This window comes from Sulfurivermis sp. (assembly GCF_059410345.1).
On sequence record NZ_JBLJDO010000003.1, the window covers coordinates 22,128 to 36,818 of the forward strand.

The window sequence follows — 14,691 nt, forward strand, 5'->3', positions numbered from 1 at the left end:
GGCGATCCGGTACAATCCACGCCAGGAGACTACATGTGAAAAATGCCATCGACGCCCACCTCGAATTTTCCTTCAAAGGCGAGCACTACACGCTGTCCACGACCCTGAACCTGGACGCCTTGCCGCTGGACGAAGACACCTTGCCGGACTTTCATCATCTGCTGGCCCAGGCCAACGGCATCGACACCTATTCCTACATGTACGAGGTGCTTGAATCCTGCGACCTCGCGTTCAGCAACGCCAGCGGCCTTGCGGCCGAGTGCCTGCACGACGGCGTGTTTGACGTCGCCTGCTTCCAGGCACGGCGCCGCGCCCAACGGGACGCGGCCATCCTGGCGCCCATCGCCAAGCGCCTGCTGCACATTGACGACCTCGACAGCCAGCCTGCCCTCAAGCAGGCCTTGCTCGAGGCCTATCATGCCGGCCAGACGGCCGGCCACTGAATTCACGCACCACGGACCCCATCATGGCAGGCTCACTCAAGGATCAACTGCTCAAGGCCGGCCTGGTCAGCCAGCAGCAGGTCAAAAAGGCCGCGCACGAGAAGCGCAAGAACAAGGACGGTGACAAGCAGCAGCAGGCGGCCGCCGACGCCGCACGCCGTGCGGCCGAACAAAAGGCAGAGCGCGATCGGGAATTGAACCGTCAGCGTCAGGAAGAGGCCGAGCGCAAGGCCAACGCCGCCGCCATTCGCCAGCTCATCGAGGCCAACCGCCTCGACAAGACCGCGGGCGAGATCCCCTACAACTTCACCGACGGCACCAAGATCCGCCGCATCTACGTCACGGCGGAACTGCACGCCCAGTTGCTCAAAGGCACGCTGTACCTGGCCAAGCTGGGTCAGCGCCACGAGCTGGTGCGCCCAGACGTGGCGGAAAAGATCCGCGCGCGCGATCCCTCGCGCATCATCATGCCGGCGACGGACACCCAGGAGGAGCCGGCCGCCGATGATCCCTACGCCGCCTATCAAGTCCCCGACGACCTGATCTGGTAGCCCCTTGCGCCCCTGGCAACTGCTCGACAGCGCCGAGATCCCCGGCGACGGCACCGAACTGCGTCTGTATGTGCGCGGCGACGAGCACTCCATCACCATCGCCGGCAGCAGCGGCGAACTGATGGGCAGCCGCATGCACGGCTCGGAAGATGCCCTGGCGCAGCTGGCCTGTGCGCGTATTGCGCACAGCCCGGCGCCAACGGTGCTGATCGGCGGGCTGGGCTTGGGTTTCACCCTCGCCGCCGCATTGCACCATCTGGGAGGAAACGCTCAGGTGCAGGTGGCTGAGCTGGTGCCCGCGGTGGTGCAGTGGAATCGCACGCTGCTCGGGCACCACGCCGGCCATCCGCTGCGCGACCCGCGCGTCAGCGTGCATGAAGGCGATGTGGCGCTGCTGCTGAAGACCTCGGCCCATGCCTATGACGCCATCCTGCTCGATGTGGACAACGGCCCGGAGGGACTGACCCGTCACGACAACAACTGGCTTTATTCCGTCGCCGGTCTGGAGGCCGCCTTTCAGGCGCTGCGGCCCGATGGCGTGCTGGCGGTCTGGTCGGCCGGACCCGACGCCACCTTCGGCGAGCGGCTGCGCCAGCTCGGCTTCGAGGTGGAGGAGCGCCGCGTCCGCGCCCACGCCACACGCAAGGGCGCAGTCCATACCATCTGGCTGGCCGGGCGCGGTCCCTGACACTCGTCAGTTCCTGTGCCGGCGCCCGGCCGGCACAGGAAGCTTGCTACAATGCGCCGATGACCAGCCACCACACTGCCTGCGATCCGATCATCACCTGTGCCAACTGCGCCGCGCGCTGTTGCCGGCTGCAAGTCCTGTTGTTCGGCGACGACGCAGTCCCTGCACGCATGACCGAGGCCAGCGCTTGGGACGGCACCGTGATGCGCCGTCTGGCCGACGGCTGGTGTACCGCATTGAACCGCGACACCTTGCTCTGCACCATCTATGGTGCGCGCCCGGGGGTGTGCCGCGATTATGAGATGGGCGGTGCCGAATGCATCGCCGAACGGGCAGCGTAGAGGAGCATCCCGTTGACCACGCCGACTTTGGAAGAAAATATCCGCCTGCAACGCGAGATGCTCACCGGCCTGCTGGCCGAGGCGATGCATGCGCTGGCGCTGCGTTGTGCGGCCATGATGACTGACCGCGTGCAATTGGAGCGCGTGCTGGAACAGGCGCTGCCCGACCTGGCGCACTGCAAATATCTGTATGTACTCGATGCCAACGGCGTGCAGCTCACTGACAACATCACCGCCCACGGCCATGATGCCGAACATTACGCTCGCCACCGCATGGATCGGCCCTACATGCAGGGCATCATCGGCACGACCGACTTCAAACTTTCCGAGGCCTACATCAGCCGCAACAAGAAGCGGCCGTCACTCACCGCCATTCAGGTCATTCGTGATGCGACCGGCCAACGCATCGGCTTTCTCGGCGCCGACTACGACCTGCGCGAACTGCCGCTCACCGGCGACCTCTACCGCGAGCCGGACACCTGGCGCCAGATCAAGGGCGACCCGGCGATCCGCAGCGGCATTTTCCTGCACCAGCGCGCCGACAGTGCGATGGACCGGCAGCTGGACAAGGTGCTGCCCATCGTGAGCGAGCTGATCCTCGAGCACGGGGTATACCACGGCAAGCTGCACTTCTCTTCCAGCCGCGGCACCCTCTGGCATGTGGACGACCCCTTCGTCTACCGCCTGCTCACCATCGATCAGCTCACCGATCCCAATACCTGCCTCGCCTACCCGCGCCGCCCTTACCACCCGCGCGCCATCGTGCCCCGCGCCGACGTCATGCCGGTATTCGAGATGTTCCGCACCCTGCGCTTCGCCGATGAAAACATCTACCTGCGCGCCGGTTCGCTCAACATCGTCAACGGCATGGTCGGCCTCAATTTCTCCTGCGACGGCTCCCACTACATGCGCTGGGATGAATTTCTGGAGCGCAACACCGGGTTCTGGTTCGGCACGCTCAATAAATAGGGCGAAGCACGCTGTGGCGGGGCGTCTGGAACGCAGGGTCAGGCTCGGTCACACATCATCCAGGGAAGGTTCAGAGCTTCCCTAGCGCAGCGCCAAAGGCGGCGCCAACCCGATCAGCGACAGCAAGCCCCACACAGTCAGCGCCGTACCGCCGCACAGGTACAGCACCAGATAGAAATGGAAGGCCAGCGGATTGTCCACGCGATTGGGGCGGTACGCCGAGAATCCCCGTGAACCGGCTGGCAGCTCGCCGTGTTGCCAGCCGCGATACGCCACTGCAAGCACCCCCGCGCCCAGTGCCAGCAGAATCAACGCACCGATGGATGCGGGCATACGCTCAGCGCTCCTGCCCAAAGTGCCTGCGCCCCCACCCCAGCGCAATCATCACTGCGACGCTGAGCGCACCCGTCATCAGGATTTCGAATGGCCACAGATTGTGCGATGTGGGATCGCGCGCCACATCGACTATCAGACGCAGTACCACGAACGCCATCATCGCCGCAGGCACCGCTGCCGCCAACCGCCAACCGCCGCGCCAGCGCCACAGCCCCCATGCCGGCGCGGCAAAGCCGGCCAGGCCCAGGGCGAGCATGCCCAGCATGAATCCGTTGAGCAATGCGACGTCACCCGCACTGACCGGTTCCGCCATGCGCTCGCGATAGGCCTGTTCCTGTGCGGCCTTGGCTTGCGCGTTCATCCGCGTTACCCATTCCGGTGGGGATGCCGTTGCATCGGCCGCGCTACCCGCCGTCAGGTATCCGCGCCAGGTGGCGACGACAGGTGTGCTCTGGGCACGACCATCCCCTGCCGTGATGCGGATTTCATCGACCTCCTCGCCGGGCTGCATGAAGAAGAACCAGACCATGGCCTCACCGCTGCCCGAATAGCGCGGCGAAGGGCTGCTACCGACATTCACCCGCTTGCCCTGGAAATACGGTGCCACCCAGATACCAACAGGCGTGGCCGTGTCATAGGCCAAACGCAGGTAGAAATTCTGGTTGCGTGGCAGCACCACCTCATCACCCGCAGGCCAAGTCTCAACGACCCTCACCTCTGCGGCCAAGGCACTGCCCAGTGAGACGCCTGAGGCCGACACGATGGCGACGGCGAATACGAGATATATCAAACGCAGGGTAAGTATGTTCATCAAATAGGCCTAATGCGAAGCTCAGCCGAGCCGGAAAGGCGCTAGCCTTTTCGGCGTCGGCTGGAGCGCTTTGTTGGACGCCTACTTTGCCTGCTTCTTGCCGTTTTTCTCAACGAAGGCGGCAAACTGCGCGAGCGAAACTCCGTACCAATTCTTGCCGTTCTTTGGCGACCAAAGCACTCCGCTCGGCTTCACGCGAATATGACCCACGACCTTGCCATCGCCATCCACGATTTCATGGTCTTCGTACTTTTTGGGGCAGAACGAATTTACTGCCATTTCTTCTTCTCCTTCTTCTTCTACGTCAATCGACAGCCGCAAGCGGTTCTCCGGCTGCCCAACTATTATTCGGCGAATCATCCGCCGCATATGCGGACCGCATGCCCGCGCTGGATTTCGATATTACTTTCAACATCAATAGGTTTCTATCATTTCCTGTGTGGTTTCCTGCCGCTGATATGCCACTGAACGGCCGCATGGCGGCGGCACGGCTCCCGACTTATGGCTGCCATAAGTCCCATAACCCTCGCGTAGCCATCACGCCCCGCTGTCAGTGTTTTACTCACACCGTAAGCCTGTTAGATTAGACGCTGGCTGTCTTCCCGCCCTACTCCGAGGTTCATCATGCGGCGCTACCTGTGCGACGTTTGCGGCTATATCTATGACGAGCGCCTGGGCGACCCGGACGGCGGCATCGCTCCGGGCACGCGCCTGGAAGACATCCCCGATGACTGGGTTTGCCCCGAGTGTGGCGCCACCAAGGCCGCCTTCATCCTGATCACCGAGGAGTAGCGGCCAGCGCGCCGACAGATCATGAAACAGAACGTCCCGGTGGGTGATTTGCGCGTCGGCATGTATGTCGAGCTGCCGCTGTCATGGACCGAGCACAACTTCCTGCGCAGCAAATTCAAGCTCACCTCGCCGGAACAGATCGCCGCGATCCGCGCCCATGGCCTGCGCGAGGTGCCGGTGGATTTCGCGCGCAGCGACGTACCGCCGCCGGCCGCGCCAGATGCCCTGGGCCAACTGGAGTATGTCAGCCACAGCGACGCCATTGTCGACCCCACGGATCAGGCGCCGCCGCCGATCTGGAATCCCGCCACCCTGGTGCCGGTGGAACTGCGCGAGGCCGTGCATGACAGGCGCCTGGCGCCGGAGCAAAAGGCCAAGGCGGTATACCACCACAGCCGGGAGATGATGTTGCGCATGCTCGACGCGCCCAGCGCCGAGAATATCCGTGCCAGCAAGGAGGCGCTCAGCTCGGTCAGCGATCTGATTCTGCGCGATGATCAAACCGCCAAAAACCTGCTGCGCATCACGGCGCACGACTTCTACACCTATACCCACTCGGTCAACGTCGGCATCCTCAGCCTGATGCTGGCCAAGACGCTGTTCAGGGGCTCCGACGGCCATGACATGCAGGAGTTGGGCGCCGGCTTCTTTTTGCATGACCTCGGCAAGGTGATGGTGGACCCGGCGATCATCAACAAGCCGGCGCGACTGGATGAAGGCGAGATGCGCCGCATGCGCATCCATCCCTATCAGGGCTACAAATTGTTGCGCGATGCCGATGCCCTCACCGAGGAGTGCCGCATCATCGTCATGGAACATCACGAGTTGATTGACGGTGGCGGCTACCCCAAGCGTATCAAGGGCGATCAGATTCACATCTATGGCCGCATCTGCTGCGTCGCCGACGTGTTCGATGCGCTCACTGCCGAGCGCTCCTACAAAAAGGCGATGACGCCCTTCGACGCCCTGACCCTGATGCGCGACAAAATGCCGAACCACTTCGACCGCCAGCTGTTCAACACCTTCGTTACCCTGTTCCGCTGATCGCGCCGGCGGCGATTACGGCTAAACTGAGCCTACGTAATCCTTTATGCCAGGAGTTGCATCATGTTTCGCCCACTCTGTCTCGCTGCATTGACCTGCCTGGCCGTGAGCGGTGCGCACGCTGCCGATCTGGCCCGCGCCCAGACCATCGTCGCCAACAAGTGCCAGTTGTGTCATGGCATGGAGGGCGAAAGCTCCAACGCCATCTATCCACGCCTTGCCGGCCAGAACGCCGCCTATATCGCCAAGCAACTGGCCGACTTCAAGAGCGGCCGGCGCAAGGGCACCATGAATGAAATGGCCGCCGATCTCACCGAAGACGAGATGGTCGCGCTGGGGCAATACTTCAGCAGCAAGCCGCCGCAGGCCCATCGCGTCTCCGACCCCGAGCTGGCCGGTGTGGGCAAGTACCTCTATCACAACGGCAACAAGTGGTCGGGCGTGGCGGACTGTGCCTCCTGCCATGGCCCGGACGGCGCCGGCACGGATAAGCTGCCACGCATCGCCGGCCAGCACATGCGCTATCTGGTCACCCAGTTACATGACTTCACCAGCCGCGAGCGCACCAACGACAACGCCGTCATGCACTCCATCGCCTCCAAGTTGACGGAGATGGAGATCGAAGCCTTGGCACGCTACCTGAGCGGAAAATAGTCAGCCGGCCCAGCGCGCGACAGGAGAAGAGGGGATGAAGGTACTGGTCAACCTGCAGGTGGTGCCCATCGGCACCGAGGTGTCGGTGTCGCGCTACGTGGTGGCCTGCGGACAGGTGCTGACGGCCGCCGGCCTGCATCACGAACTGCACGCCAACGGCACCAACATCGAGGGTGAATGGGACGCGGTCTTTGCCGCCATCCGCCGTTGCCACGAGGCGGTGCACGCGCTGGGGGCACCCCGCATCCAGACCTTCATCTCCGTGGGCACGCGCACCGATCGCGAACAGTCGCTGCATGACAAGGTCGCCAGTGTCGAGCGGCTACGGACCTGAAATCCGCCGAAACGCCAAAGCCATCACACACCGCCGTCTCACCGCCGCGCGCCGTCTCGTTGTATAGTGCACCCCATCAACGAGAGCCCGCGCGGCGGGCGCATCTCTGCCTAACCGGGGCACGGAATGGATTTTCAACTCAGCAACATCACCATGCCGGTGGCCGCCCTGCTGGCCTCGCTCATCGGCGCCACCGCCACCATCACCGCGACACTGATCCAATTACGCATGGCCTGGAAGAAGGAGATGAAGGCGCGCGAGCGCGGTCAGCCGGTGACCAAACAGGCGCGACGCGGCCCGGTGGTCGCCATCACCGTGCTGCTCATCGCCTCGGCGGTGGGCGGCTTTGTACTGGCGCAATACCTGCACACCGGCAAGAAAAATGAGGCCGACCTGCTGCGCAGCGAATTCAACGCCAAGCTGGATCAGCTCAATGCCGCCGCCGAACGGCTGGAGCGCGCCGGCCCGGGCAGCGGGAATGGCGCGGGTGTCGCCACCGCCACGGTCACCCTGCCGCCCTGCGGCCCATGCAACGAACAGCCGCCCGAACGCATCACCCTGTGCGCCAGCGTGCCGGCAAACGCCACGGTCAGCCAGGTGTCCCGCTTCCTCCGGCGCGGCGAGGACGCACCCCAGGCCGCGGCCACGGCGGCAGACGCCACCACCGGCTACTCCGGCCAGGCGCAGGAGCGCCTGGAGTCCGACAGCAGCAAACTGGTCTGCCAGGACTACCTGCACGGTGACGCGACGCAGGCACTGACCCTGCGCATCATGGTGCATTACGAGGCGCCCCCCTGATGCCTATCCTGTTGTTCAGGCTGAACGGCGTGCCCGAGGACGAGGCGAGCGAGGTGCGCGCCCTGCTCGAGGCCCACCACATCGACTATTACGAGACCCAGGCCGGGCGCTGGGGCATCTCCGTCGCCGCCATCTGGCTGCGCGACGCTGACGACCACCGCGAGGAGGAGGCCCGCCGCCTCATCGACGACTACCAGGAACGACGCAGCCAATCCGCCCGCGCCGACTACGCGGCCCGGCAGCGGGAAGGCCGAGCGGAGACCCTCGCCGACCGCTTCCGCCACGACCCCGTGCGCCTGCTGGTGTACGCCGCCATCATCCTGGTGATCCTGTATTTCACCCTGGCGCCGTTCCTGCACTGGCGCTAGCCTTGCGCCCGCAATCCCCCCCGGCAAAATAATTTTTTCTGCCCCCCCTTCTTTTCCCCCCGGCGCTCCGCTATAAAAGCGGCGTCCGGGGCAGGATGCCGCGAGGCCCCTCCTGACAGACCTTCCGGTCTACCCTCGACAACCCCACAAGCAACAAGAGGTCCTTTGCGGAGCGTGTATGCGCGCAAACCTAGAGATCGGCAGTAGCGAAACTTCGGAACCCCATATATTCGGCCCCGCGCCTTCTCCCGCCGCCCGGCCCGTCGTTCCCCTCCCCGTCAGCACCCCGGCAACACAGCGTTTTCTCTCCGCCGGCACACACCGCCTGCTCCCGCTGACCATCGACGCCAAGCCGCTGTTCGACAGCCACGTCAGCGCCTGCGACTTCCTCGTCGCCGACCTCAGCTTCAGCAACAACTTCATGTGGCTGTCGCGCATGAGCGGCTTCTACCAGGTCATCGACGACTGCTTCTGCCTGTTCAGCCTGAACGGCAACCAGCTCGGCATGCTGCTGCCACCCATCGGCGCAGCACCGAATCAGGTGCGTGCGCTGCGCACCTGCATCGACATCATGGACAGCTACAACCACACGGCTGACGACGGCCGGGTGGACTTCGTCAGCCCGGAATTTGCCCGCCTGCTGGAGCTGGATAGCGATGGCCGCTCGCCGCACCTCGACGGCCTGTGGCAACTGGAACCGGCCTTCCCCGACTACATCTACCGCACCACCGATCTGATCGAACTGCGCGGCAACAGCTACAAGACCAAGCGCAGCGAGATCAACCAGTTCTGCCGCGCCCATCCCAACCATCGCATCGAGCCGCTGCACCGCGGCCACTGGAACGGCATGCGCGAGCTGCTCAGCCAGTGGATGCGCGCGCGCCTGGAAGGGCTGCACGGCACCGCCGTGGCCGACTTCATCGCCAGCGTGGAACTGGAACGGCAGGGCATCGAGCGCGCCCTAGCCCACTACGACGCCTTGGGATTGACTGGACTGTGCCTCATCGTCGACGGGCGCATCGAGGGCTACACCTTCGGCGAGCGCATCAGCAAGACCATGGCCAGCGTGCTGGTGGAGAAGACCAACTTCGCCATCCCCGGCGCGGCGCAATACCTGTTCCGCGAATTTGCCCGCACCTTCGCCGCCTGCGACTACATCAACGTCGGCGACGACCTCGGCCTGGAAAACCTGCGCCGGGTGAAGATGAGCTACCGGCCGGTGCTGTTCGGCGAGAAGTTCACGCTGAAACGCCGGGATCACATGTAGGGTGGCGATACCTCGCGCGAAACTCGAAACCGAGCCTCAAACCGGCAAGGCCGTCTTGTCCACCACCCGGCGCATCACGAAGCTGGAGTGCACCCCGCTCACCCCTTCGATGCGGGTGATCTTGTTGAGCAGCAACTCCTGGTAGGCCTCCATGTCGCGCACCACCACCTTGAGCTGGTAGTCGGCATCCTGGCCGGTGATGAGCAGACACTCCAGCACCTCCGGCAGGGCGGCGACCTTCGCCTCGAAATTGGCGAAGCGCTCCGGCGTGTGGCGGTCCATGGAGATGTGGATCAGCGCCATCAGGGTCAGGCCCAGGGCCTTGGCGTCGAGCAGGGCGCGATAGCCGACGATCAGCCCGGCCTCCTCCAGGGCGCGCACCCGGCGCAGGCAGGGCGAGGGCGACAGGCCGATGCGCTCGGCCAGCTCCTGGTTGCTGATGCGGCCGTCCTGTTGCAGGGCCTCGAGAATGCGGCGGTCGTAGCGGTCCAGTTCCATGAGGTCGGTTCCGAGTGACAAGTACAGGCTGATTATGGCGCCACATCATTATTTTGCGCAACATTATTGCCCGACATGCCAGATTAACACCAAACTTCGCAAGCACCTGCCGCCGTCGCAGGCGTAATCTTTCACCAACCCGCCAACATCGGGCCAAACCTGCCCAATCCCACAAGGAAAGGGCAACGGCAACGCCCCACAAGGGCCGCCCAAGCTGTCCGGCGCTACCCGCGCCCCTATTGTCACTGCGACACCAGGAGCAACCATGAAAGCCTTCGACCACCGCAAGTACCGCCCCGCCGCGCCGGTGGCCCTGGCCGACCGCCAGTGGCCCAACCGCGTCATCGAACGCGCCCCCATCTGGGCCAGCGTCGACCTGCGCGACGGCAACCAGGCGTTGCTGGAGCCCATGGACGTGGCGCAGAAGCGCACGCTGTGGGCCTTGCTGGTGCAGCTTGGCTTCAAGGAGATCGAGGTGGGTTTTCCCTCCGCCTCGCAGCCGGACTACGACTTCGTGCGCTGGCTCATCGAGGCGCGGCAGATCCCCGACGATGTCACCGTGCAGGTGCTGGTGCAGGCGCGCGAGGACCTCATCACGCGCACCTTCGAAGCCCTGCGCGGAGCAAAGCGGGCCATCGTCCACGTCTACAACTCCACCTCCACGGTGCAGCGCGAGCGCGTGTTCCAGATGGACCGCGAAGGCATCAAGGCCATCGCCGTGCGCGGCGCGGAACTGCTCAAGCGCGAGGCGGCCAAATATCCGGCCACCGCATGGACCTTCCAGTACTCGCCGGAGAGCTTTTCCAACACCGAGATGGATTACGCGGTGGAGGTATGCGATGCGGTGATCGACGTGTGGCAACCGACGCCCGAACATCGCTGCATCATCAATCTGCCGGCCACGGTGGAGAGCGCCACGCCCAACGTGTTCGCCGATCAGGTGGAGTGGTTCTGCCGTCACGTCAGCCGGCGCGACAGCATCATCGTCTCGGTGCACACCCACAACGACCGTGGCTGCGCCGTGGCGGCGGCGGAGATGGCGCTGCTCGCCGGCGCCGACCGCGTCGAGGGCACCCTGCTCGGCAATGGCGAGCGGACCGGCAACATGGACATCGTCACCATGGCGATGAACCTCTACAGCCAAGGCATCGATCCGCAGCTGGATCTGTCCAATCCGGATGCCATCATCCAAACCTACACCGAATGCACCGGGCTTCCGGTGCATCCGCGTCATCCCTGGATCGGCGAAATGGTCTATACGGCCTTCTCCGGCAGCCATCAGGACGCCATTCGCAAGAGCCTCAAGTTGCAACAGCCGGACGAGCCCTGGCAGGTGGCCTATCTGCCCATCGATCCGCGTGACCTCGGCCGCGACTACCAGGCGGTGATCCGCGTCAACAGCCAGTCGGGCAAGGGCGGTGTGGCCTTCGTGCTGGAGCGCGACTACGGCCTATCCTTGCCGCGCTGGATGCAGGTGGAGCTGGCGCAGGTGGTGCAGCGCGAGAGCGAACGGCGCAGCGGCGAGATCGACAGTGCGACGATCCATCACTTGTTCCTCGCCCACTTCGTTGCCGATCAGGCGCCGGTGCGCCTGCACGGTTACCGCCTCGACCGCGAGGGCGCCGTGGACAGCATCGCCGCCGACGTGGTGGAGCGCGGCGATGCCTGCACCCTCACTGGCCGCGGCGAGGGCGCCATCTCCGCCTTCGTCGACGCCTGGACGCGGCACAGCGGCGCGCAGGTCAACGTGGTCGACTACAGCGAACACGCCATCGGCAGCGGTACCAACGCCGAGGCCGCGGCCTATATCCAGCTCAACGTCGGTGGCCGCCGCTACAGCGGCGCGGCGCTGGACCACGACACCGTCAGCGCCTCGCTCAAGGCGGTGCTGTCGGCGCTGAACCGGGCACAGGCGCAGCAGACCGCAGCGGCATAAGCCCCCTCTGTCACAGAGGCGCAGGGCATTTGTAGGGTGGATAAGCGCAACGCATCCACCCTACATTTCTGCCACGATCTTTTATGGTCTTTGCGGTGAACTGTTTTTGCCGTATAGAATCTACCGAACAACCGTCCCACCGCAGGAAACCGTCATGTCCGATCCGCGCCGCACCCCGGGCAAGCCCATCGACCACAACAAACTGGACAAGATCGTGGCCAGTGCGCACAAGGAACGTGACAAGCGCCTGGAGGGCTACCGTGAACAGTCGCTGCGCCTGCACCCCTGGATCTGCGGCCGCTGCGGCCGCGAGTTCACCCAGGCCAACCTGCACGAGCTGACGGTGCACCACAAGGACCACAACCACGACAACAACCCGCCCGACGGCAGCAACTGGGAAAACCTCTGCCTGTACTGCCATGACAACGAACACCAGCGCTACGTCGACAAGGTGCGCGGCTACGACGGACTGGCCCCTGCCAAGCAGGAGGCCGCCACTTTCAATCCCTTCGCCAACTTGAAGGACATGCTGAAGAAAGACGGCGACAAGTAGGACATGACGGAAGACGCCCTGCCCATCTCCGCCCGCGTCGCCCTCCCGCTGCATGAAATTGACCTCGACGCAATCCGCTCCGGCGGACCCGGCGGGCAAAACGTCAACAAGGTCGCCAGCGCCATCCACCTGCGCTTCGACATCCGCGCCTCATCGCTGCCTGAATACTACAAGGAGCGCCTGCTGGCCCTGAGTGATCAGCGCATCAGCACCGACGGCATCATCGTGCTCAAGGCGCAGGAGTACCGCAGCCAGGAACAGAACCGCGCGGCCGCCCTGGCCCGCCTCCAGACCCTGATCCGCAGCGTCGCCGCCTCCCCCAAGGCGCGCAAACCCACCAAGCCCACGCGCGCGTCGCAGACCCGGCGCATGGACGGCAAGAGCCGCCGCGGCGCGGTAAAGGCATTGCGGGGCAAGGTCTCCACCTAGGAGGGTGGAACGCAGCGCAACCCATCATTTCCCGTGCATGATGCGACTGCTCGCCGCCTGTGCGACAATAGCGCCGCTCCGGCAACCGCTTTCCCGCCCGCCGGAGACAAACCTGATCGAACCCCGGGACATTGCTCCACTGGCCGCAACAACGCCAGCCTGCTGCCTTGTTCACTACAGTTACTGGAACACCGCCGTGCTTACCACCGCCAACATCACCATGCAATTCGGGGCCAAGCCCCTGTTTGAAAACATCTCCGTCAAATTCGGCGATGGCAACCGCTACGGCCTGATCGGCGCCAACGGCTGCGGCAAATCGACGCTGATGAAGATCCTCGGTGGTGACCTCGAACCCTCCGCCGGCAATGTCAGCCTCGACCCCAATGAACGCCTGGGCAAGCTGCGCCAGGACCAGTTCGCCTTCGAGCAGTACAGCGTGCTCGACACGGTGATCATGGGCCATGCCGAATTGTGGCAGATCAAGCACGAGCGCGATCGCATCTATGCCCTGCCGGAGATGAGCGAAGAGGACGGCATGAAGGTAGCCGACCTGGAGGTGCAGTTCGCCGAGTATGACGGCTACACCGCCGAGGCGCGCGCCGGCGAGCTGCTGCTCGGCGTCGGCATCCCCATCGAGCAGCACAGCGGACCGATGAGCGCCGTGGCGCCGGGCTGGAAGCTGCGCGTGCTACTGGCACAGGCACTGTTCTCCGATCCGGACATCCTGCTGCTGGACGAGCCCACCAACAACCTGGACATCAACACCATCCGCTGGCTGGAAGACGTGCTCAACGCCCGCAACAGCACCATGGTAATCATCTCCCATGACCGCCACTTCCTGAACTCGGTGTGCACCCACATGGCCGACCTGGACTACGGCGAGCTGCGCGTCTATCCCGGCAACTACGACGAGTACATGACCGCCGCCACCCAGGTGCGCGAACGCCTGCTGGCCGACAACGCCAAGAAGAAGGCGCAGATCGCCGAACTGCAGACCTTCGTCAGCCGTTTCTCCGCCAACGCCTCCAAGGCCAAACAGGCCACCTCGCGCGCGCGGCAGATCGACAAGATCAAGCTGGAAGAGGTCAAGCCATCGAGCCGGCAGAACCCGTTCATCCGCTTCAACCAGGAAAAGAAGCTGTACCGCAACGTGCTCGAGGTCGAGGGCCTGTCCAAGGGCTACGACGGCAAGCCGCTGTTCGACAATCTCAACCTGCTGGTGGAAGTGGGCGAGCGCATTGCCGTCATCGGCCCCAACGGCATCGGCAAGACCACCCTGCTGCGCTGCCTGGTCAATGACCTCGAATCCGACCGCGGCCACATCAAATGGTCGGAGAACTCCGCCATCGGCTACTTCGCCCAGGACCATGCCGCCGATTTCGCCAACGACATGACCCTATTCGACTGGATGAGCCACTGGGCCAAACCCGGCGACGACGAGCAGGTGATCCGCGGCACCCTCGGCCGCCTGCTGTTCTCGCAGGACGATATCGGTAAATCGGTAAAGGTGATCTCCGGTGGCGAACAGGGCCGCATGCTGTTCGGCAAGCTGATGCTGCAGCGCCCCAACATCATGATCATGGACGAACCCACCAACCATCTGGACATGGAATCCATCGAGTCGCTCAACCTGGCGCTGGAGAACTACGATGGCACGCTGATCTTCGTCAGCCACGACCGCGAGTTCGTCTCCTCGCTGGCCACGCGCATCATCGAGTTGACGCCCAATGGCATCGTCGACTTCAGCGGCACCTATGAGGACTACCTGCGGAGTCAGGCGATCGAGTGATATCTGTTGGGTAGTATGCCGTCTGAATTGCCTTAGGACTTGTGCGCTGCGCGCGGATTATTTGGGTCGGGGTTCCGCCCCCGTCAAAAT

The 14,691-nt window shown here is 64.1% G+C and carries 20 protein-coding genes; 16 read left to right on the forward strand and 4 right to left on the reverse strand.

Translation table 11 applies throughout. The features are described 5' to 3' along the window. The first annotated feature begins 35 nt into the window (after nucleotides 1–35). The 5 genes from ACMV8A_RS03420 to ACMV8A_RS03440 are packed head-to-tail and all read left to right on the forward strand — an operon-like array spanning nucleotide 36 to nucleotide 2,992. On the forward strand, nucleotides 36–443 hold the full coding sequence (locus tag ACMV8A_RS03420; RefSeq protein WP_495324339.1) for a hypothetical protein: 408 nt from the start codon (nucleotides 36–38) through the stop codon (nucleotides 441–443). Nucleotides 444–466: 23 nt separating this feature from the next. Continuing rightward, a complete protein-coding gene (locus ACMV8A_RS03425) occupies nucleotides 467–994 on the forward strand; it encodes a DUF2058 domain-containing protein (RefSeq protein ID WP_495324340.1) in 528 nt (175 codons plus the stop codon). A 4-nt stretch (nucleotides 995–998) separates the two neighbouring features. Next, the gene (locus ACMV8A_RS03430; RefSeq protein ID WP_495324341.1) at nucleotides 999–1,682 is read left to right on the forward strand and encodes a spermidine synthase; all 684 of its coding nucleotides are present in this window, start codon (nucleotides 999–1,001) and stop codon (nucleotides 1,680–1,682) included. 59 nt (nucleotides 1,683–1,741) lie between these two features. Beyond that, the gene (locus ACMV8A_RS03435; RefSeq protein ID WP_495324342.1) at nucleotides 1,742–2,023 is read left to right on the forward strand and encodes a YkgJ family cysteine cluster protein; all 282 of its coding nucleotides are present in this window, start codon (nucleotides 1,742–1,744) and stop codon (nucleotides 2,021–2,023) included. A 12-nt stretch (nucleotides 2,024–2,035) separates the two neighbouring features. Then, nucleotides 2,036–2,992 (forward strand): PDC sensor domain-containing protein, encoded by a 957-nt coding sequence (locus ACMV8A_RS03440; RefSeq protein ID WP_495324343.1) that lies wholly within the window; start codon nucleotides 2,036–2,038, stop codon nucleotides 2,990–2,992. An 81-nt stretch (nucleotides 2,993–3,073) separates the two neighbouring features. Here the strand turns inward: ACMV8A_RS03440 and ACMV8A_RS03445 are convergent, their stop codons facing one another. The 3 genes from ACMV8A_RS03445 to ACMV8A_RS03455 all read right to left on the reverse strand — a co-directional run bounded on the left by ACMV8A_RS03445 (nucleotide 3,074) and on the right by ACMV8A_RS03455 (nucleotide 4,460). Next, nucleotides 3,074–3,325, reverse strand: a complete 252-nt coding sequence (locus ACMV8A_RS03445; RefSeq protein ID WP_495324344.1) for a hypothetical protein — start codon at nucleotides 3,323–3,325, stop codon at nucleotides 3,074–3,076. Between the two features lie 4 nt (nucleotides 3,326–3,329). Next, the gene (locus tag ACMV8A_RS03450; RefSeq protein WP_495324345.1) at nucleotides 3,330–4,139 is read right to left on the reverse strand and encodes a hypothetical protein; all 810 of its coding nucleotides are present in this window, start codon (nucleotides 4,137–4,139) and stop codon (nucleotides 3,330–3,332) included. Between the two features lie 81 nt (nucleotides 4,140–4,220). Next, nucleotides 4,221–4,460: a hypothetical protein gene (locus tag ACMV8A_RS03455; protein ID WP_495324346.1), complete on the reverse strand. Its 240-nt coding sequence runs from the start codon at nucleotides 4,458–4,460 to the stop codon at nucleotides 4,221–4,223. A gap of 303 nt (nucleotides 4,461–4,763) precedes the next feature. Here ACMV8A_RS03455 and ACMV8A_RS03460 point away from each other — a divergent pair, with 303 nt between their 5' ends. From ACMV8A_RS03460 to ACMV8A_RS03490, 7 genes are all read left to right on the forward strand, one after another. Continuing rightward, the gene (locus tag ACMV8A_RS03460) at nucleotides 4,764–4,931 is read left to right on the forward strand and encodes a rubredoxin (protein WP_495324347.1); all 168 of its coding nucleotides are present in this window, start codon (nucleotides 4,764–4,766) and stop codon (nucleotides 4,929–4,931) included. A gap of 21 nt (nucleotides 4,932–4,952) precedes the next feature. Next, complete coding sequence (locus ACMV8A_RS03465; RefSeq protein WP_495324348.1) at nucleotides 4,953–5,975, forward strand: cyclic di-GMP phosphodiesterase; 1,023 nt, start codon at nucleotides 4,953–4,955, stop codon at nucleotides 5,973–5,975. Nucleotides 5,976–6,038: 63 nt separating this feature from the next. After that, nucleotides 6,039–6,629 carry a c-type cytochrome gene (locus ACMV8A_RS03470; RefSeq protein WP_495324349.1) on the forward strand — a complete coding sequence of 197 codons (591 nt, stop codon included), beginning with the start codon at nucleotides 6,039–6,041 and terminating at the stop codon, nucleotides 6,627–6,629. A 34-nt stretch (nucleotides 6,630–6,663) separates the two neighbouring features. Further along, nucleotides 6,664–6,963 (forward strand): MTH1187 family thiamine-binding protein, encoded by a 300-nt coding sequence (locus ACMV8A_RS03475; protein WP_495324350.1) that lies wholly within the window; start codon nucleotides 6,664–6,666, stop codon nucleotides 6,961–6,963. 126 nt (nucleotides 6,964–7,089) lie between these two features. Then, entirely contained in the window at nucleotides 7,090–7,761 is a 672-nt protein-coding gene (locus ACMV8A_RS03480) for a hypothetical protein (RefSeq protein ID WP_495324351.1), read from the forward strand. After that, nucleotides 7,761–8,129, forward strand: a complete 369-nt coding sequence (locus ACMV8A_RS03485; protein WP_495324352.1) for a DUF6164 family protein — start codon at nucleotides 7,761–7,763, stop codon at nucleotides 8,127–8,129. Before ACMV8A_RS03480 ends, ACMV8A_RS03485 begins: the two co-directional genes overlap by 1 nt. A gap of 178 nt (nucleotides 8,130–8,307) precedes the next feature. After that, entirely contained in the window at nucleotides 8,308–9,396 is a 1,089-nt protein-coding gene (locus ACMV8A_RS03490) for a DUF2156 domain-containing protein (RefSeq protein ID WP_495324353.1), read from the forward strand. Between the two features lie 36 nt (nucleotides 9,397–9,432). On the opposite strand, the gene ACMV8A_RS03495 is transcribed toward ACMV8A_RS03490, so the two are convergent. Beyond that, on the reverse strand, nucleotides 9,433–9,894 hold the full coding sequence (locus tag ACMV8A_RS03495; RefSeq protein WP_495324354.1) for an Lrp/AsnC family transcriptional regulator: 462 nt from the start codon (nucleotides 9,892–9,894) through the stop codon (nucleotides 9,433–9,435). Between the two features lie 265 nt (nucleotides 9,895–10,159). Here ACMV8A_RS03495 and leuA point away from each other — a divergent pair, with 265 nt between their 5' ends. The 4 genes from leuA (at nucleotide 10,160) to ACMV8A_RS03515 (ending at nucleotide 14,601) form a co-directional block, all read left to right on the forward strand. Continuing rightward, complete coding sequence (gene leuA, locus ACMV8A_RS03500; RefSeq protein WP_495324355.1) at nucleotides 10,160–11,830, forward strand: 2-isopropylmalate synthase; 1,671 nt, start codon at nucleotides 10,160–10,162, stop codon at nucleotides 11,828–11,830. A gap of 154 nt (nucleotides 11,831–11,984) precedes the next feature. Further along, nucleotides 11,985–12,383 carry a YajD family HNH nuclease gene (locus tag ACMV8A_RS03505; RefSeq protein WP_495324356.1) on the forward strand — a complete coding sequence of 133 codons (399 nt, stop codon included), beginning with the start codon at nucleotides 11,985–11,987 and terminating at the stop codon, nucleotides 12,381–12,383. Nucleotides 12,384–12,386: 3 nt separating this feature from the next. Further along, entirely contained in the window at nucleotides 12,387–12,812 is a 426-nt protein-coding gene (gene arfB, locus ACMV8A_RS03510; protein WP_495324357.1) for an alternative ribosome rescue aminoacyl-tRNA hydrolase ArfB, read from the forward strand. A gap of 196 nt (nucleotides 12,813–13,008) precedes the next feature. Further along, a complete protein-coding gene (locus ACMV8A_RS03515) occupies nucleotides 13,009–14,601 on the forward strand; it encodes an ABC-F family ATPase (RefSeq protein WP_495324358.1) in 1,593 nt (530 codons plus the stop codon). The last annotated feature ends 90 nt before the right edge of the window (nucleotides 14,602–14,691 follow it).